The organism is Verrucomicrobia bacterium S94 (assembly GCA_004299845.1).
Lineage (GTDB): Bacteria > Verrucomicrobiota > Kiritimatiellia > Kiritimatiellales > Pontiellaceae > Pontiella.
In genome coordinates, this window is sequence record CP036201.1 from 1,646,506 (window position 1) to 1,665,740 (window position 19,235).

The following is a 19,235-nucleotide window of genomic DNA, read 5'->3' on the forward strand; positions in this document are numbered from 1 at the left end:
GGACTTCCCCTCATTGAAAGAAATAATCCATCTGTTCCGCACCTTCCTTTCCGGAAATCATCGAACCAGAATCACCCAGTCCTCGTCCGGTTCAGACGGCGGGTTCCCGAGATCCACTTTACCGCCCCCCTTAACCTGCGCAACGGATCCGGTCTGTAACGCACCGCCCTTACGCGGATTAAACCACTGCACCTGAAGATGATCCGGAAGACCGCTGAGATCAAGCCCGACCCGTACCGATTCGGGCACATAAACCACATAGACTCCGGGCTTTGAAAAACAGAAACCGGCTGACACATCATTTTTCGGATTCCCGATCAGCCCGTTGGTGTTTTCCATTTCCCAGAACGGGATTTTATTTTCACTAAAAAATTCAAGCGCATAACGGCAATAGTCCCAGAAACCGTCTCGTGACCGCCAGTCCGTGCAACTCAGATCGGAATGCGGCATTTTATACCCGAAATACCATTCCACGCCCCAGCCGCCTGCGAGCAGCGTGCCCCAGAGCGCATTCTTACGGGCGTTATAGTGATTTATCCCATCGGGATCATTTGCATCCGGCAGCAACGAAAAAGAAGCATCGCCCGGTTCATCACACGCAACCGCCCACGGCTTTCCGTGCTCAGCCGACTGTCTGCGCAGGTTCAGCACACTGCGATGCACATTGCTGAAATCCCTTTTCCCCGTCTGGAGCGACGGACCGGTATATTTACTCTCCGGCCCGAGAATATCATCAAACCATTTCCCGTTATGAATCACACGATGGTGCTGATAGGGATCCTGCAGATAAAGACGTTCCGCACAGGCCAGACGTTCAGCCGTTTCTGCCGGCGGCGTTTTCAGATTACCCCATTCACCGCTTTCTTCGCAGACATTCCAGTTCAGCGCCAGATGGTGGCCGAAGCGGGCAATGATTTCCCGGTAGTACAGTTTGGTCAACGCTCCGACAGCACCGCCGTCCAGCAGCCCCTGATTTTCGTGTTCCATCAGTTTAAAATGCAGGAAAAGTCCGCGCTGCTGCGCATGCTCAAACACCATTTCCCACTGATCCAGTTTGGAACAGTCGAATCGGTCCCACGTATCATAATCAACATACGGAAATACATTCTGATCATCCCCGCCGATATTCATCGTGAGAAAGGAGACCGAATTCAGCCCTTCGGAGGCAAGATAGTTCAATGCACCGATAATGCCTTTACCTTTTCCGCCCTGCCAGGACGGATCGCCGGCAGCCCAGTCTTTGACATGCGGCTCCCATCTTTTCACCAGATTATCTTTATGTCCGTCGTCATTCTGTGTGCCGTCAAACTCGGCATACGCCAGAAAATTTTCCGGCGCATCGGGGCCCATTTTCAGAAAATATTCCCCGCTACCCGCAAATTGCAGATAATGCCCGCCCACATAATCCAACCGGCCTTTGGACCGGAAGTCGCGCCCGCTTTTATCCGTTGCAGCAATTTCGAATGAACCGGTTTCCTGATCCATAAAACCGCCGGATTTGCCCGTATCCTTCTTGGTGCTGACCGCCGCATAATTACCTTTACGGAAATCCACCTTATATTCCCAGATTCCAGTCCGGTCCGGAGAAAAATGTACCCGCCACTTATTGCCTTTAACCGCCGAGCTTTCTGCCGCATTTCCATCGGCCGCAAAGTAACCGGGCACCACATAGGATTTTCCGGAGGCCGGATGCCTGAAGGTAACGTTGAGCCGATAGTTCATGAACGGATTGAATGCTGCATTCTCCGCAGTTTCCGGACCCTGAAAGGTCAGTGTGACTTTATGCCACGTTTTAAGTTCTCCCGAAATTTCGGCTTCACCGAACACATTTATGCACGAAAAGCACAGCAATACCGCCCATATTCTCTTCATTTCCAACTCCTTGAAAAATGGAGGTCAAAGCGCCGGGCACCCTTCAGCTCCGCCGAACGTCGTCCTCCGAGTCAATTATTCTGTTTCCGTCACCGTTTTAATCCGGGCGGCAGACATTGTAATGCCCTGCTCTTCACTGGAAATCTTCAGAAGATTATCCGCTTTGATCCAGTCCGGATTTACAGAGAGTTCAACATAATCGAAGAAATTAGGCGTACCTTTTGAATAAGAAAAATCCGCTGTACCCACTTTGTTTCCATTGAGTTCAAACGTAACCGGCTTTTCAATGCCGCCTTTACGGTAGAAACCGACCCGCAGCACCGCCGACACAGCGTTCTCTACATCTACCGGAACCGGCACTTCAATGGAACCGTTGAGCTTGATAGCCGTTCCGCGGGCATAGTGAATACGCTCTTCCAATGTGCCTCTGATTTCCGGCGCCTTTTCCAGTTCAATCTCAAAAACAGCCGTCACATCAACGCCCATCGGAATGCTCCGCAAACTTCCAAGGGTCTCATAACTGAACCGGGTTTCTCCTTTTTCAAAATAGGCCATGCGGCGTTTCACCGATTTTACGCCTACCCCTTTCGGCACCACCGTATCAATATCCAGCTCAACACGGTGACCGGTATGGTTATTCACGGCCAGACGAATCAGGCTGCCATCAATTACCGCCTGCGTACGCACCTTATGTTCGGAATCGGAAACCGGAATCCGTGTGCCCCGGAACCCTTTCCACATTTCAAGAATATAGGTGTTTTTGGTTTTCACAAATTCACCGTCCGGCGTCTGATGAATGAAGGTTTCAAGCGAATCCGGTGCCCAGTGCATAAAGGTCAGCATAAACGGAACCGTAATCTCAAAATCATTCGGACGGTCGAGAAATTTAACCATCAGCGAATTGATATTCTTGATGTGCATCCAGAAACCGCGTTCATCACGCACGAAACTGAGTGAACCATATTCCGAGCACACCATCGGCTTGTTATTATCCGTTTCCGCCATATGCGCACGCAGCATATCCACGGTATTCTCCAGTCCGCCCTGCACATAGCTGTTCCCTTCGCGCTGCACCCGCTCGAGCGAATCCATTGCTCCGACTTCGTAAAAATGGTGCGAATAGAAATCAAGTTTGTCCCGGGTCAGATCCATAAAGCGGGCCTGATCGCGCCAAACCCGGAAATCACCGGCATACGGAACAAACCAGGCCGAAACCGGACCACCGATTTTCACATCCGGAAGCTCCGCATGAATGGTATCCGCCATCGTATTATGGAAATCAGCCAGCAGTTTCCAACCGTCGTATCCCGCTTCATGATGATAAATCCATTCCGACTTCACATCCGATTCGTTCTTCACTTCCCAATAGTTGGCCGTGCGGCCGCTATCGCGAATCTGCGCTTTCAGGAACTGCAGACAGAGATCCGCTGCGGCGTGGAATTTATCCACCGCCGGCGTACCTCGCTGATTCGGCACACCCGGAAAATTGGTCGGATGCATAAAACGGGGCCAGGAATCGAAGCCCATAATGAAATCCAGATCAGGATCTACGCCTTCAAACTGCCAGCACTCCTCCTGTTCAAAAAAGGAGGGGTCCGCATACCCGGAACCCGGGCGCGCCGGATCCTCTTTCAGCGTCGTCATCGAACCGGCGGCCCCGTAGCGGTCTTCATAGGCCGGCCCCAGTTCAGCCAGCTGACGGCCGGGCAGAAAACCCATTCCTTTAAAATAGGGTTCCTTTCCCGAACGGTCTGCATTCGGCATAGCGTAATACCGGAAATAACGCTCCGGCTTGAGTTTTGAGATCCCCTCGATTGAACGATAATGTGTGGCATCCACAGACACCTGCACACTTTTTACCGGTTTATCCAGGCCGGGTTCGCGGTAAATCGAGGCATCAAACTCCATAGCGATACCTTCACGATGCACAAACTCCACCTTTTCCACCGTACCGCTGCCCTCAATCTCCAGCGTCAGCGGAACATTCAGCGCACACATAAATGAAGTCACTTTAATCTGTATCAGCTTTTCACGCTGGGCCGTAATTCCAAGCACCGGATTTCCGGAACCGACACTGATCACCTTCACCTTTGTAACACCATCCAGGTTCTTGCCCAGAATCTCGACCTGTTTAAAATCGAAAATATGCTCATTCAGCTCCTGGGGAATCGGCACCTGAAGCACTCCGTTGATTTCTGTCGGTCCCTCATAAAAAGGCAGATGCGTCAACGCTTTGACCCCGGAATTTACCTGGATTTTAGTCGTCACATCATACTTCGGAACCACATCTTTAAAGAGGCGCCGGTGTTTTTCATAGGCCGCTTTGCCTGCCGGGCCCAGTTGTTCGAGATCAATTTCCGCCGCACCGGCAGAAACCGTCGCGAGCAAAATTAGTGTCATAAAAAATCGCATGAGAACCATAACATAATCCTTTCAAAAAATATCCAACGACTGACAAGCCAACCGTTGGACAACTGAATTAACCTTTCGGTGCGGCCGTGGACTCCCGAACCAGCAGATGCGGCTCAAAACGGAGCTGACGAACCGGTACCTGACGCTCTTTATTCTCAACACGATCGATCACCAGTTGAGCAGCCTGCACCCCGATTTCATAAGCATCCTGATGCAGCGTCGTCGCCGGCGGAATCATGTATTCCGAAAACTCCTCATCTCCGAATCCGATCACGGAAAGATCCTCAGGAATCGTCATATCCAGCGTATGAGCCGCTTTGTACACGCTCGGCAGCATAAAGTCGCCCCCGCAAAAATAGCGGTCGGCGCATCAGCCCCCTGCAGCATTTCGCGGATTCGGGCCTGGTTGTTCTCGTCGTTCTTAAAATCCCAACCTTCAAGCATCAGCGGCTTATCCGCATCCGACACACGGGAAACAGCATATTCAAAACCGCGACGGCGCAGCTGCAGACTTTCCGTTTCAGTAAAAAGCATAGCCAGTCTGCGATGTCCCAGCTCCAGAAGATGTTCGCCCGCCAACTGTCCGCCATGCTCATCAGCCGTGCCCACAAAATCAAATTTTTTCTCGCTGGTCAGTGCATAGTCCACCGAAACCACAGGCATATGATGCTGTTCTATGGCGGCCGAAACCTCATCCATACGCTCCGGATACGGCCGGATGATCAACCCTTCCACCCGCCGTTCGGCGAGACGCTGCACCAGCTGCTCATCTTCACCATCCTGATTATGCATCAGCAGAATCGGCAGATAATTCCGCTTCATGAGTTCATCATGAGCCCCGCGAAAAATCTCCTCGGTGAAATTATCCACAAACGGATCAATAATCAGACCGACTGAATAGGTTTTTCCGCTCTGCATGCCCTTGGCGAAAAGGTTGGGCACATACCCCATTTCGCCTGCCACTTTTTCTATTTTCCGCACAGTGGCGGCTTTATGAAGATGGGCCTTGCCGTTCAGCACGCGGCTGACCGTCTGAAATGAGAACCCCGTCTTCTCTGCGATGTCGCGAATCGTGATTTGTTTACTCATAGTGGTCAGTTGTTACCATAAACATTTAACTTCAGGCAATATTTAAAAGCCTTTCTCCATTTTAAGCCTTTTGGAATTATGAGAATTAACATGTTTGTCTCAAATGGAGAAGCCTGCGGCATGACAAAGACCCTCTTTTTTTCAGCCCCGGCAGTGCTTCTTCACCGTAGAAAGCCCACTCTTTCCCGCATTGGCACAGGATTCAAATCCATTTGCAGACCAGCCCCTGACCTGCCTGTTGACGACCATCCCTTTTCCGGGCCTGGATATAAAAGGTCCGGCTCATAGCAAGTTCTTTCGTGCTCCCCGGCCCATTCATGGAAGCGTTGCCAAATGAAGCCGGATTCATTCCATCAAAAGCCAACCCAATTTCGTTTAATACTTTATATGAACCGACATCCATGCTTAATCTTTCTCGCGTCGTTTTCTTCCTGAACAGTTCATAACGACTGTTTTTGAATCAGTCCTCCGGCGGGAACTCCCTCCCCCGGACTCCGGAGAAAGGAAATAATATGATCGTTAATACATTGTCAGCATGCATCGCCACAGAAAAGGTTAAAGAATCACGTGATTTCTACGTGAAGTATTTCGATGCCAAAGTCACATTTGATTGCGGTTGGTATGTGAATTTACAGTTTGGAAAAGAAACATCGGAGCTACAGTTTATGACCCCTCAAGACCCCGTTCCACCCGCCTGTAATCCTGCCGGGCTGATTTACAATTTCGCAGTAGGTGATGTTGATTCAGAATATCAACGTCTCACAGAGGCCGGCCTAACTCCTGTTATGCCTCTCAAAAACCATCCATGGGGTGATCGAGGTTTCTCAATCCTCGATCCCAATGGAGTTAGTCTCTACATTTTCTCTGAGAGAGAACCGTCTGAGGAATTCAAGCAACATTATAAAAACTAACCGGCCCAGCCGTCTGAGGATGGGGCCGATGTAAAACCGTCCGCATTTTTAACGTTTCAGTGTATACATCCTGTCATCCTCCAGCCCCTGCGGAGCTCTCCATAACGTATGACGGCGGATATAATCAGCAGATAAACACACAATGAAAACCCAATATTACACAGCTGCGAGTCTTGATGGATTTCTCGCGACCGAAGATGATTCTCTGGATTGGCTTTTCCCGCTTGGGGATATTAATAACTCCAGCTATCCGGAATTCATAGCCGAAGTAGGTGCCTTGGCTATGGGGTCAGTAACTTATGAATGGATGGTGCGTAATGCAAATCAGGTCGCGAAAGAGACCGGTTCACCATGGCCTTATAGCCAGCCGGCCTGGGTATTTTCAAGTCGTAAGCTACCCATTATTGATGATACAGATATCCATTTTGTTAATGGGGATGTACATCAGGTTCATAAAGAAATGAGAGTAGCCGCTAAAGACAAAAATATTTGGATTGTGGGCGGTGGAGATCTGGCCGGTCAGTTCTACGATGCAGGGTTGCTGGATGAACTTATTGTTCAAGTTGGTTCTGCCACTCTTGGTAAAGGTAAACCACTTTTTCCACGCTGTGTGTTAAGCCCGGCTCTCCAACTGATATCTGTTCGCCAAATGGGATCGGGGATGGCCGAGTTACGTTATGAGATTCATAAGATCGACTAGATACTGACATGTAGTGATAAGAGGCGGATTTAGAATTCAGGACCACGGGATAAGTTAGGTTATGGCGCATGGCTCCTCAAATAAGAAGGTAAAGGAGTTATGAAAAAGCAGAGACGAAAACATACGGCTGAGTTTAAGGCCCAGGTTGCTCTTAGGGCGATCCGGGGCGCAGAGACGATCTGTGAGACCGCCGCAAAGTAGACGTGCCCGGTGCAGGACGGCAACGGGAAAAAGAGCTGCCCGACCGGGTAGCTGAAGTTTTTGAACGCAGCAATGCAGCCAAGAACAAGGACTCCGAATCAAAACAAAAGTCATGACGGATTAATTAACAGAAAGGTATTGAGGGTTAAATCCTACTCAGAAAGTAAAAGCGGAAAGAGTTACTTAATAGCATTACCAATCACGCTTACAGTTGACATTCCGACACGTACAATTTAAGACTTTTTTATCCTGTTTGAAATAGAAATAAAAAATAAGCGGTTTGGGTAAAAAAAAATAATGATCAGAATAATTGCCAGCCTGTTGAGCTTAATTACCGTAACAATACTCCTGTCCGGTTGCGGAACGGTTCTTCGCTATGACAATGGTGGTCATTATACGATTTATCCGGGGACACAAACTGACTTCCAATTAATAGATACATGGTCTAAGGACTCTGGAATTTTTGAAGCAGAACCTGTTTTCGTCCTGTTATCAGCGGTTGACATTCCGATCTCACTGATTACCGACACCGGCTTACTTCCAGTCGATATCTATTTCATTTTCAGCAGAAATAAAAAATGTCTCCAACCAGCAGATGAAATTTATAATGACAACGCCCGTTAAGTCAGACACCGAATACGCTCAGACAAATGTATTAGCAAGTCCGTCGATAACAACCATGGCGAGCGGAAGTGCGATTAACCTCGATTTTAGGACCACGAGCTTAAGTGGAATCTGTATCCTTAAAATAACAGCAAATCGAGGGTCTCTACCTAACGTTAAAACGCCGGTCGATCAAACTGAAGCTTATAGGTACGATGACTCATTTTTAACGTTCGAGCCGATAGAATGAAAAATATAATAACCCCCTTTGTCTTTTTATGGATCCTGGCGATCTCCATTTTTGCAGAGTCCGACTTTTCAATTGTGCTTTATCAGCCTGAACACATCATCAGCGAACGGGTTGGCGGAGGTGTTCAGGAAGTTGCCTCATTTATTGATGTTGTCAAAAAGATTTGGAAACAGGAAATTCCATCTGATGCGGAACGAACAAAAACATCCATCGTCCTTGGATTGGGTTACGGGCGTCAAGTTAAGGCCTGGGTGATGAATTCAAAAACGAATATAAATGAAAAAGTAACATCCGAGCTGCGAAAACATAAATCACCCTGGATTAGAGAGGGTTATTTTGCTTTTGCCCTATCAGGTGTCGATTATAACTCAGAGCAAAAAGACTCTTTTCCCCTGCCAATACCCAAAGCGTGGAAAGCTGTTGCTGAAAAACAATCCTCTCCTGTTCCTGTAGATGACATCCTTGCTGTTTTACTACCGAAGAATCCTTACCCGGAAAAAAATGTTCCGGAAGGTTATGTAATACAGTTGCTGGAGCCGCTTGGGGGAAAAATACTGAGACCTGAAGGCTGGTACTACTCAGAAAATCACGGTGGCCCTCAGTTTTGCTGGATTATATCCCAAGAAGACAGCTCTTCTGCACCTTATAAAACGGGAATGAAAATCCAGATGTTTGCCGGGATTGAAAAAGGTACAGGGAAGTCGCCTGAGGAGTTTTGCACCTCATTCCTGAAAGCAAAGGCGGATTCAACCAAAGTAATCACCGAATTTCCTAAAGAAAAACAGGGCAAGTTTACTCGCCAGGGAATTGAGGTAGAAGAGGGCCCTTATCATATCATTTATTCCACGTTCTGGATGAATTCAGACATTGCAGTTATTTCCATATCCGGAACCCCAAAGGAACGATGGGAAGAGTACAAGGATACGTTTCAGATCATGGGTGGATTTGAATTAATCGACATGGAAAGATTTGCAAATGGATCTGAACCGGAACATTGAGCCTGTCTGGACATTGTCCGGTAATTTGAGCTAAACCGGCTTACCAAGCGGCACACTCGTAATGCCCCCATCATTGAAACGCTTTGGAGGGCGGAATGCCACGGTGTTTTTTGTAGGCACGGGAAAAATAAAGCGGATCTTCAAAACCGCAGTGCTCGGCAATCCGGGCCATTCGCCAGTCAGGATTGGCTTTCATAAGCCGATCGGCGAGATCAAGCCGAAGCGACATCTGATACTGCTTGAAGCTGACGCCGATCATGGTGGTGAACAGATGCGAAAGCCGCGAGGCACTCAACCCGACGATTCCGGCGGCATCTTTCAGGCTGAGTTTTTCCTCGGGGTGTCGCCGCATCCGCTGGACCAGCGGATCCAGCAGGTCGTAGTCGCGCCGTCCAACCAATGCATGACTGGTAATGTGCTGAATCAGCACCTCAAACATACTCAGCAGGTCCTCGGCTTTCTGCCGTGTAAATACCGGCATTTTCTCGATCGCGGCCGCTTCATGTGCATCACGGACTTTTTCCTGCGAACCGGCCACCCGGAACTGGCCGACCATGGCGAAACCAATCGGAACCTCTCCCACACAAACCGGCATCACCGCCTCGTAAAGCCCGGCATGGCACTGATAAAAACAGACGTCCATCATCTCCAGCGCCGCTCGGCGGCCGGCGGCATCGTTGGCCAGACAGGCCTTATCAAACCCTTTCTCCCGCCGGCGCATAGCGCAGTAGTCGCAAATGCTTCGGTCCTGCCCGATACAGAGTTCCTCCCCCTTCAGCGAAAAAAAGGCAATCCGCACTTCGGTCAGCGAGGTAAAATGATCCAGCAGCTTCAGCATGCGGTCACTGAAAATATATTCCATATCCCGATTCATGGACTGGTTTTAGTCAACTCCGGCAATTCTGTCCATAACTATAGCATCTGCGTCTATGGATAAAAACACGTACATACTATTACGTATTAAAAACGTGACAACGTTGATGTGATACGTGGCAGATTGTTACGGACAGGGAATCGCAGGTCAACTGTCACAATTCAATCGGGTGTTAACGAAGGAGACAAAAAAATGACTAAACGCGAAGTGGTTCGAATGGTTTTAAACGGCGAAAAGCCGCCGTATGTTCCGTGGTCCTATAAATTCACCGAGGAACCGGAGCGCGCACTGGCCGAATATCTCGGCACGGATGATCTGGAACGAGCCGTAGGCAACCACATTGTCCGGGTCGGCAGTGATATCGGTTTTTTCGAAGATCTCGGTAACGACCGGCTGCAGGATGTATTCGGCGTAATCTGGGACCGCAGCGTCGATAAAGATATCGGAGTATGTGAAAATATCCTGATTCCGGAACCGACGATGGAAGGCTTCGAATTCCCGGATCCGCTCGACAAACGTTTCTTTGAAAATATTGAATCGAAACTGAACAGCTATTCCGACTGCTTCCGTGTATTCGAACTCGGCTTCTCGCTCTATGAACGAGCCTGGACCCTGCGCGGTATGGAAAATCTGATGATCGATATGATCGAAGAGCCGGAGTTTGTCCACGAACTGATGACCGCTATTGCCGACTACAACCTGGCTCAGGTGGAGGAAGCGCTTAAATATGACATTGATGCGGTCTACTTCGGCGACGACTGGGGTCAGCAGAGCGGTCTGATTATGGGCCCGACCTTCTGGAGGGAATATATTCTCCCGCAACTTAAACGGATGTACGGAAAAGTCCGGGACGCGGGAAAATTTGTAATGATCCACTCCTGCGGCGACGTCGACGAACTGTTCGATGATCTGGTCGATGCCGGCCTCAACTGCTTCAACCCGTTCCAGCCGGAAGTCATGGATATCCATGAAATTCTTCCCGCGTACCGGGGCCGTCTGGCCTTCCACGGCGGACTCAGCATGCAGAAAACACTTCCGTTCGGCACCGTGGAAGATGTGCGGAACGAATCGCGCGATCTACTTAAACTCGGAGCCGACGGCGGCTACATCTTTTCGCCGTCGCACGCAGTTGAAGGAGACACCTCAATTGAAAATATGATCGCCTTCATCGAGGAAGCCTTTGCACAGGAAGGCTATCAGGCCTTGTATCCGGGCGACGGACTGAAGCTGCCCGCCACCGTATAAAACTTCAGAAAAAGGGTCCCCGATCGGGGACCCTGAATACGCTGCCGCCCGGTTCTCAACGCTCCTTTACTATGCGAATCCGATGCGTCATAGGCTCGGCGGTTTCGTACATCCTGCTGACCGTATTGTCCAGCATCCGGAAAAGATCCGCATAATCGTCGATATAACGGACATAACCTTCCAGCACGCTTTTTTCATAAGCCCCCGGTGGAGCCCACAGACCTTCCGGCTCGAAACCGTCATTGATCCGCCTGATCATCTCCAGGTTCGCATCTTTGTCTGAAGCATCGTGCCCTTTGATTTTGGAAAGATAGCCCACCGACCAGACCACGTTTCGAATATCGGCCATGATTTTTTTCTGTTTCAGACATAGCAGATAAACCACACGGCTCTGTTCCATCTGCGGCGTATCCAGCAACGCCAGATTGATGCCCTGTTCGAGTTCTTCATGACTGAACCGTCCTGCGGTTTTATCGCCGATCTGCACACGATACATTCCCGCTTCCAAACCGATTACACACAGCATTTCCCGGTTAAACTCCGTTTCAAACGGAATCAGCCCTTCCGCTTTTTCATAACTCTGCCGCACCAGCGGCAAAGCCTTTGCGGTATAGTCGAACTGAATCAGTCCCGCTCCTGTTTGCAATGAGGAAACCGCAGCATTTTTCACCGCCCATTTTTCCGCCGGATCCTTCAAACGCAGCACAACTTCTGCCACCGGTCCTTCCACGCCCTGGAATTTCAGAAAAGTATACCCCATCACCGTATGCCCCGCATCACCCGGATGAATCCGGTCGAGCCCGACAATCGAAAAGGACGGATCGCGCTTTTGCTGCCGGGCATTGATTTCCAGCATAACCGTATTGAAATCGCAGACCGGATAGCCGCGTTTTTCCGCTTCCTCATCAATCACTTTTTTACCGAAATCAACAAGGGCGTCATTTTTACCGAAACCGAATTTAAGCAGATTGGGCCGCGCATTGGCATTCACCATGGTCTGATCATACGGCGATGATTTGATTAATGAAATCCGATCGACATCCAGAGCTTCCAGATGATCCAGCAGTGTTGCATAATTGGCGGTATACCATCCCAGCTGCTTTTCATGAAACGTCATCAGTTCTTCTTTACTGGAGGCCGATTCAAACTGCCATCCCCCCACATCATTCATCCCCAGCATGACGGCGGCCGCCGTCGGCCGATAGCTCCGGACATCACGTTCCCAGATTCCATCCCCGTCAGCCGAAGTCCGCTGCGCACCGCCATGCGCATTATCTCCACTGATCCCCGCATTGAAGCAGGCCACCCGCAAATGCGGAAAATGCGTGGCATAAAAATACTGCACCAGCGTATGGTAACTCCCTCCATGTGTAATGCTGTCGCCCACAAACACCACCCGCTCATTTTCGCGAAACGGTTCTGCACACAGTACCCCTGTTATAAACAGCATCGCCATCAACATCTTCAGTCTCATCTTTTCCGCTCCTTCCAGACTCCGGAATTTCCAAAATCGGAAAGTATACCGTAGAACCGGAACAGATCGAGAGGATTGGTTTGCAGAAATCGCAGTTTTTGCATTGGGTAACGCTCAGCGAATACGCCATAGTTTTCTTCGGTTTAAACAACAAGGATGCTGCTATGGGAATAACGGTGAATGTGAAGGGCGTAAAATTCGGCGGAAAGAATCCGCTGGCCATGATTGCGGGGCCGTGTGTGATTGAAAGCCGCGAAGGCTGTATGGCTATTGCCGACAGACTGGTCAGACTGTCAAAAAAACAGAACATTCCCTTCGTTTTCAAAGCCTCCTACGACAAAGCCAACCGGACCTCCATCGACTCCTTCCGCGGTCCGGGCATTGAAAAGGGCCTCGAAATCCTCTCCGAAATCAAAGCAAAATATGATATCCCGGTCCTTACCGATGTGCATAGCGTGGAAGAAGTTAAAATTGCCGCCCAGGTGGTCGATATAATACAGCTCCCGGCCTTTATGATCCGCCAGACCGATTTTGTGGTGGCCGCCGGAGAAAGCGGCGCGGTAGTGAATGTTAAAAAAGCCCAGTTTGCCGCACCGTGGGATATGGTGAATGTCGTGAAAAAAATCGAATCCACCGGAAACCGAAAAATCCTGCTGACCGAGCGCGGCGCGTCTTTCGGGTACAACACCCTTGTTGCCGATATGCGCAGTCTGATCATTATGCGGGAATTCGGTTATCCCGTCATTTTCGACGCCACCCATTCTGTACAATCCCCCGGCGGACAGGGCGACACCTCGGGCGGTGACGGGCGTTTTGCGCCCTATCTCGCCAAAGCCGCGGCCGCCGTCGGCGTTGACGGCATGTTTATTGAAACCCACCCCAATCCGGCAGAAGCACTCTCCGACGGCCCCAATATGATTCCCACCAAAGACCTTCCCGGACTCTGGAAAAAACTGGATGCGATCGACCGGATTAAATAAACGCAGATTCTCCACAGCCGAAACCGTATGACCGCCGCAGAAAAACATCTGGCCAAAGTCGATCCCATCATGGCGGAACTGATCCGAATTCACGGTCCCTGTCCGATACCGGCCCGGAAAACCGCTTCTCTCTTTCACATGCTGGCATCAAGCATAATGGCTCAGCAGCTTTCCGTAAAAGCCGCATCAACCATTCAAGGCCGCGTACAGAAACTTTGCGGAAAACCGCTGACCCCCGGATCGGTTACCAGCGTGACCGATGACCAGCTTCGCGCCGCCGGACTTTCCAGATCAAAAGCGGTTTACATCCGCAACATTGCCGAAGCGGTTCAGAATGGACTGACAAAAAAGAAACTCCAGACCTTAACCGATAAAGAAGCAATTGAACGGCTTACAGCGATCAAGGGAATTGGCGTATGGACGGCGGAAATGTACCTGATATTCGGCCTCAAACGGCCCGATATTTTATCACTGGGCGACGCCGGCCTGCAACGGGCCGCCCGCGAACTCTACAATCAGGGACAGATACAGAACGATCTTCTTCCGACTCTGGGGAAAAAGTGGAAGCCCTATCGTTCCACCGCCAGCTGGTATCTCTGGCAGGCCCTGAATAACAAACCGTTATAAACTCAGCAGTTCCTGAACGTCCTCCCAGGTGAGTTTCTGCATCACCTGTTCGTCGGTCGTAAGGGTGGAATCGATAATTCCTTTTTTGTGTTCCTGCATCGCGAGTACCTTTTCTTCGACCGTACCTTTGGTGATCAGCTTAACCGAATATACCGTTCGCTTCTGACCGATACGGTGCGCGCGGTCAGTAGCCTGATCTTCGACAGCCGGGTTCCACCACGGATCAAAATGAATCACCATATCAGCACCGGTCAGATTCAATCCGGTGCCTCCGGCTTTAAGACTCATCAGAAAGACCGGAATCGTGTGGTCTTTATTGAATTTACGGACTACATCCTGACGATCTTTTGTACTGCCGTCGAGATAACAGAACTTGATACCGCGCTCTTGCATCTCTTCCTTCAGAATCGCCAGCATACTGGTGAACTGGCTGAACACAAGTACACGGTGTTTGCTGTCAATGGCCTCATTCAGCAGTTCAAAAAACAGCTCCATCTTGGCCGACGGATGTTTGCTTTTCACTCCGTCAAGTTTAAGCAGATCGATATGATTGCAGGTCTGGCGCAGGCGCAGCAGGGTTTTAAGAATTTCCATCCGGCTCTTATTGAAGCCCTCTTTCTCAACCATCTCATTAATCCGGGCCTTGGAATCCGCCAGCAGCTGCTTATAAACCCTGTGCTGATCCTGAGTAAGTTTACACGGAGCCACTCGGACAATTTTTTCGGGAAGATCTTTGGCCACGTGCTTTTTCAGACGGCGCAACAGGAAGGGGTGCAGCTTACGGCGCAATTTGATCTGCGCAAGATCGCCTTCGGCACCGCCATTGAGAATCGGCAGTTCATAATTCTCCCGGAAATCCTTATGATCTCCAAGATAACCCGGCATCAGATAATCCATTATGGACCACAGATCCGTCACCCCGTTTTCAATCGGCGTTCCGGTCAGCACCAGTTTATGATCCGCCTTAATCCTCTTCGCAGCCAGCGCATTCTGCGTGGTGCGGTTTTTGATGTGCTGAGCTTCATCCAGAATTGCAATGGAATAAGTGTGTTCAAGATGTTTCTCAATATCCCGCCGCATCAGCGCATAGGACGTGATCACCAGATCCGATTTGGGAATATTTTTCCACTTCCGGTGCCGATCCGTGCCATGCAGAATCAATGCTTTGAGATTGGGCGTAAATTTAGCGGCTTCCTCTTTCCAGTTTTCCACCAGACTGGTCGGACAGATAATCAGCGCCGGTTTTCCCTGTTGCGAATCATCCTCGCGCCCCATCTGAATCCAGGCCAGCGTCTGCAACGTTTTACCCAGCCCCATTTCATCAGCCAGAATACCGCAGAAACCCCGACGCTCCAGAAACCGCAGCCAGTTGACTCCTTCCTTCTGGTAGGAACGCAAAGTGGCTTTAAGCTCAGGATGCAGCTCAACCTCCTCCACCGACACCTGTTCATTCTGGATTTTTGCATTTTCCATCCAGGAGGGCGTGGCTTCGATATTAATCCCATCAAGCGCATTCAGCGATGCTTCGACATAACTTCCGTAGATTCCACTCATCCGGAACGAACCGGGCTGTTCACCGGTTCCTACGGCGCAGTCCTCAAACACTTCACGGGCCTGCATGATGGCATCACCGTCGAGCAGAATAGTCCGGCCGTTGCGTTCAATGAATGAATCCCCCTTCATCAATGCCCGCTGAATATCGCGCTCCGAAACACTGCCGGTGCCTACTTCGTATTCATAACTGACGTCGAAATAGTTTCCATCTTCCGTTTCATCCACGTGGACAACCGGAGTGACATAATCCGCTTTTTCAGCAAAAGGCTTAACACGCCCTTCCAGCTCGACCTGCCATCCGAACCGACGGATCTGCGGCACACCCGTCCCCAGAAAATTCAGCACTTCGCGCGGGCCGACAATATTTTTAAGTGTGTCCCCGGCACGGCCGTCAAAACCGACCCTATGCAGCTTTTCCACGGCCGCTTTTTCTGCAGCCATGTTGCGGATCCGGTATTTCAACAGATCGCGCGGATCGGGAATGGCAAAATTCCCTTTCATATCGGCGCGTCCAGCCACCAGTTCCACTTCTTCGTTATAGCGCGCATACAGCGTGGCCGCCAGCGAGGCCGGACTGCCTTTCACCACCAGACGGAAAGTCGGCTTAGCCGGTTTCATAAAAAAGAGATCGGGGGTGATTTCTGTACGTACCTTGCAGAACTTTTCAGCCTGTGGCAGTTCCGTCATGAGAAAAGCCGGAACACTTTCGCGCGGAATCAGCAACTCCGAACGATATACTTCGTGCAGCGATTTCGGCAGAATACTGCTCAGCGGATAAAACTCACCTGCAGCGAAAATCCAGCCACTGTTCTGACCGATGATATACTGCGGAAACAGATCCCGTTCACCATTGAGCAGTTCGGTCACCACATTCAGAATCAGCTCGCCGTTTTCACGGTCCATATCCATCTCGAGAACGCTGTCCAGCGTCTCATTATTAACCTTGTAGCCTTTTTTCCGACCTTTATGATGAATGGTCTTTCCCTGATGGAGTCGAAGAATATTGATAAAATCATAGACGGAAATTTCGATTTCGTTCTTCAACGCACCGTTGCAGACGTCCTCAAGTACATAGAGCAGATTTTCATCGCGTCGGGGAAAAGCAAACGGAAGATCCACCGGAACATCCATAGCTTTACACCGTTTTTTCTCATACTCCACTGAGATGTGAATTTTAACCTTTTCCGCTTCAAGCTGTTTTTCCCAGTCTTTATCAAGCTCAATATAAAGACCGGCTTCTATCGCTCCGGGCGCATCCTGCCGTACACGATTGATGCGCGTGCCCTCCGCCGCCTTAACGATGCGGTCAATCCGTTTTTTCTCCGCCACAGCCCGTTCATTTCTGGTGGACTCAGAATGCTGTTTGAGGACCTCAAGCCCCATCGCAACCAGATGAGAACAGATCAGCCCCCGCTCCTGGTTATCTCGGCAAGGGCAGTGATTTTCCACCAGACCGTTCTTCAGAATCTCGAATTTACTCCGCATTCCACGGGGACCGAGATTGAGCTGACCGGTGACAAAGGGAGGTTCATAGGTCACTTTTTCGACCACGCCGCGCTCAAAAAGCGCCTTCCCATCACGAAATGCACGCCAGCCGGCCCAGTCTTTCAGCTTTTTTTCAGTATATGAAATTTCATCATTCATACGGTATCCGCAACCTTCTCCCTGCAGGAAATAGGGGCCATTTTCTCCACTTCAGCAGATAAATCGATAAAAAATTCGGCTTTTTATCCTAATCGAATCCCAATTCCGAAAATTCCACCCCCAGGAACTCAACATTTCAACGGAAATACGCTCAAAACAGATATTGACGCGAACGCGGCCCGAGAACATTATGCGCGCCTTTGAAACGGGGAAACGCCATGCAGCGCATCATGAAAAAATCGAAAATACACACCGCCACCATTACCGGACTGGAACTGTATTATGAAGGCAGCATCACGATCGACCGGGATCTGATGGATGCCGCAGACATGCTGCCCGGCGAACAGGTCCAGATCGTTAACCTGAACAACGGCGAACGGTTCGTCACTTACACCATAAGCGGCGAACGCGGATCCGGCGCCATCGAACTTAACGGCCCCGCCGCCCGGCTGGCGGCCAAAGGCGACAAAGTGATCATTATTTCCTACGGCAACTACGACGAAGAAGAAGCCCGCGCTCTCGATCCCATCGTTGTTTTTGTGAATGACCGGAATCGAATCGTTCAGAAATGAGCGACTACCTCTATCAGAACACCCGGCAGTTTTTCGGTCAGCTTGCCGGCGGTTCCGAATCCTGCGGCGAAGCGGAACTCAAAACCCTCGGTGCCACCAGAATCCGAAAAGGCTACCTCGGCTGCTATTTCTGCGCCGACCCGACAGCGATGTATAACATCGTCTACAAAACACGCATCTTTTCACGTATCCTCGCACCGCTGATCGTCTTCGACTGCCATTCCGAAAAATATCTCTACAAAACCGCGCAGAACATTGACTGGACCGATTTTCTTACACTCCACAAAACATTTGCCATCACCTCCAACGTGGCCAAAAGCAACATCCGGAATTCCCAGTACGCCGGACAGATCCTCAAAGATGCCATCGTCGATCAGTTCCGCGAAAAAACGGCTCAGCGCCCGAACGTCGACACCCGCTTCCCCGATCTGCTGCTGAATCTTTATATTCATGAAAACAAGGCCCGTATCAGTGTCGATCTCGGAGGAGGATCATTGCACAAACGCGGTTACCGCACCGAATCGGTCGAAGCTCCGATGCAGGAAACGCTCGCCGCCGCCATTCTCCAGCTTGCGGAATGGAACGGCGAACGTCCGCTGTACGACCCGTTCTGCGGATCCGGAACCCTTCTCTGTGAAGCCTTCATGCGAGCCGGCAACGTTCCCGCGTCCTATCTTCGGAAAAAATTCGGCTTCCTTCGCCTGCCCGATTTTGATGCCACCCACTGGAATCAGATCAAAACCCAGGCAAACCACGAAACCAAAGATATTGCGGATGGTCTGATTCGCGGTTCCGACCTCAATGCCGACGCTGTCAAAGCAGTTCGCGCCAACCGGGCGGAACTTCCTGAAATCGGAACCATTAAAGTACGCCGTGCCGATTTCCAGGATCTGGAAGGCTTTGAAAACACCGTTATCGTCACCAATCCACCCTACGGCATCCGTCTCGGGAACTCCGAACAGGTGGGCGGGCTACTGAAAACATTCGGTGATTTCCTGAAACAGAAATGTACCGGCTCCACCGCCTTTATTTATTACGGCGACAAAACGCTCGTAAAAAAACTCGGCCTCAAACCCGAATGGCGACACGAACTCCGCGCCGGCGGCCTCGACGGCGTCCTCTGCAAATACAAGCTGTATTAAAAATGCTCACCATCTTATCTTTTTTGAGAATATCAAGTTAGAGCAATCACGGCTCTTCCTGCATTTTTTCGTATTTCTATTTTTACA

General features: G+C 50.2%; 17 protein-coding genes. 9 read left to right on the forward strand and 8 right to left on the reverse strand.

Annotated elements, in window-relative coordinates:
- Positions 1 to 57: 57 nt before the first annotated feature.
- The 5 genes from EGM51_06825 to EGM51_06845 all read right to left on the reverse strand — a co-directional run bounded on the left by EGM51_06825 (position 58) and on the right by EGM51_06845 (position 5,776).
- On the reverse strand, positions 58 to 1,872 hold the full coding sequence (locus EGM51_06825; protein ID QBG47122.1) for a DUF5060 domain-containing protein: 1,815 nt from the start codon (positions 1,870 to 1,872) through the stop codon (positions 58 to 60).
- Between the two features lie 75 nt (positions 1,873 to 1,947).
- Positions 1,948 to 4,272, reverse strand: a complete 2,325-nt coding sequence (locus EGM51_06830; protein QBG47123.1) for a hypothetical protein — start codon at positions 4,270 to 4,272, stop codon at positions 1,948 to 1,950.
- A gap of 79 nt (positions 4,273 to 4,351) precedes the next feature.
- Positions 4,352 to 4,621, reverse strand: coding sequence for a LacI family transcriptional regulator (locus EGM51_06835; GenBank protein ID QBG47124.1), 270 nt, complete (start codon positions 4,619 to 4,621; stop codon positions 4,352 to 4,354).
- Positions 4,579 to 5,373, reverse strand: coding sequence for a LacI family transcriptional regulator (locus EGM51_06840; GenBank protein QBG47125.1), 795 nt, complete (start codon positions 5,371 to 5,373; stop codon positions 4,579 to 4,581). The genes EGM51_06835 and EGM51_06840 overlap by 43 nt, the downstream gene beginning before the upstream one ends.
- A gap of 202 nt (positions 5,374 to 5,575) precedes the next feature.
- Complete coding sequence (locus EGM51_06845) at positions 5,576 to 5,776, reverse strand: hypothetical protein (protein QBG47126.1); 201 nt, start codon at positions 5,774 to 5,776, stop codon at positions 5,576 to 5,578.
- 109 nt (positions 5,777 to 5,885) lie between these two features.
- On the opposite strand from EGM51_06845, the gene EGM51_06850 reads away from it, so the two are divergent.
- The 4 genes from EGM51_06850 to EGM51_06865 all read left to right on the forward strand — a co-directional run bounded on the left by EGM51_06850 (position 5,886) and on the right by EGM51_06865 (position 9,036).
- Positions 5,886 to 6,284 carry a glyoxalase gene (locus EGM51_06850; protein QBG47127.1) on the forward strand — a complete coding sequence of 133 codons (399 nt, stop codon included), beginning with the start codon at positions 5,886 to 5,888 and terminating at the stop codon, positions 6,282 to 6,284.
- 142 nt (positions 6,285 to 6,426) lie between these two features.
- Positions 6,427 to 6,984, forward strand: a complete 558-nt coding sequence (locus EGM51_06855) for a dihydrofolate reductase (protein ID QBG47128.1) — start codon at positions 6,427 to 6,429, stop codon at positions 6,982 to 6,984.
- 498 nt (positions 6,985 to 7,482) lie between these two features.
- A complete protein-coding gene (locus tag EGM51_06860; GenBank protein ID QBG47129.1) occupies positions 7,483 to 7,809 on the forward strand; it encodes a YceK/YidQ family lipoprotein in 327 nt (108 codons plus the stop codon).
- 225 nt (positions 7,810 to 8,034) lie between these two features.
- Positions 8,035 to 9,036 (forward strand): hypothetical protein, encoded by a 1,002-nt coding sequence (locus EGM51_06865; protein QBG47130.1) that lies wholly within the window; start codon positions 8,035 to 8,037, stop codon positions 9,034 to 9,036.
- A gap of 70 nt (positions 9,037 to 9,106) precedes the next feature.
- Here EGM51_06865 and EGM51_06870 read toward each other — a convergent pair whose 3' ends face one another.
- Positions 9,107 to 9,910 carry a helix-turn-helix domain-containing protein gene (locus EGM51_06870; GenBank protein QBG47131.1) on the reverse strand — a complete coding sequence of 268 codons (804 nt, stop codon included), beginning with the start codon at positions 9,908 to 9,910 and terminating at the stop codon, positions 9,107 to 9,109.
- 192 nt (positions 9,911 to 10,102) lie between these two features.
- Here EGM51_06870 and EGM51_06875 point away from each other — a divergent pair, with 192 nt between their 5' ends.
- The gene (locus tag EGM51_06875) at positions 10,103 to 11,155 is read left to right on the forward strand and encodes a uroporphyrinogen-III decarboxylase-like protein (GenBank protein ID QBG47132.1); all 1,053 of its coding nucleotides are present in this window, start codon (positions 10,103 to 10,105) and stop codon (positions 11,153 to 11,155) included.
- Positions 11,156 to 11,210: 55 nt separating this feature from the next.
- Here EGM51_06875 and EGM51_06880 read toward each other — a convergent pair whose 3' ends face one another.
- Positions 11,211 to 12,629, reverse strand: a complete 1,419-nt coding sequence (locus tag EGM51_06880; GenBank protein QBG47133.1) for a hypothetical protein — start codon at positions 12,627 to 12,629, stop codon at positions 11,211 to 11,213.
- Between the two features lie 164 nt (positions 12,630 to 12,793).
- Between EGM51_06880 and EGM51_06885 the strand changes: the two genes are divergently transcribed.
- A complete protein-coding gene (locus tag EGM51_06885) occupies positions 12,794 to 13,609 on the forward strand; it encodes a 3-deoxy-8-phosphooctulonate synthase (GenBank protein QBG47134.1) in 816 nt (271 codons plus the stop codon).
- Between the two features lie 27 nt (positions 13,610 to 13,636).
- Positions 13,637 to 14,236, forward strand: a complete 600-nt coding sequence (locus EGM51_06890; protein QBG47135.1) for a DNA-3-methyladenine glycosylase 2 family protein — start codon at positions 13,637 to 13,639, stop codon at positions 14,234 to 14,236.
- Here EGM51_06890 and EGM51_06895 read toward each other — a convergent pair.
- Positions 14,231 to 17,434: a hypothetical protein gene (locus EGM51_06895; protein QBG47136.1), complete on the reverse strand. Its 3,204-nt coding sequence runs from the start codon at positions 17,432 to 17,434 to the stop codon at positions 14,231 to 14,233. The genes EGM51_06890 and EGM51_06895 overlap by 6 nt on opposite strands.
- A gap of 218 nt (positions 17,435 to 17,652) precedes the next feature.
- Here EGM51_06895 and EGM51_06900 point away from each other — a divergent pair, with 218 nt between their 5' ends.
- Together EGM51_06900 and EGM51_06905 are read left to right on the forward strand one after the other, a co-directional pair.
- The gene (locus EGM51_06900) at positions 17,653 to 18,006 is read left to right on the forward strand and encodes an aspartate 1-decarboxylase (protein ID QBG47137.1); all 354 of its coding nucleotides are present in this window, start codon (positions 17,653 to 17,655) and stop codon (positions 18,004 to 18,006) included.
- A complete protein-coding gene (locus EGM51_06905; protein ID QBG47138.1) occupies positions 18,003 to 19,148 on the forward strand; it encodes a class I SAM-dependent RNA methyltransferase in 1,146 nt (381 codons plus the stop codon). The genes EGM51_06900 and EGM51_06905 overlap by 4 nt, the downstream gene beginning before the upstream one ends.
- Positions 19,149 to 19,235 lie beyond the last annotated feature (87 nt).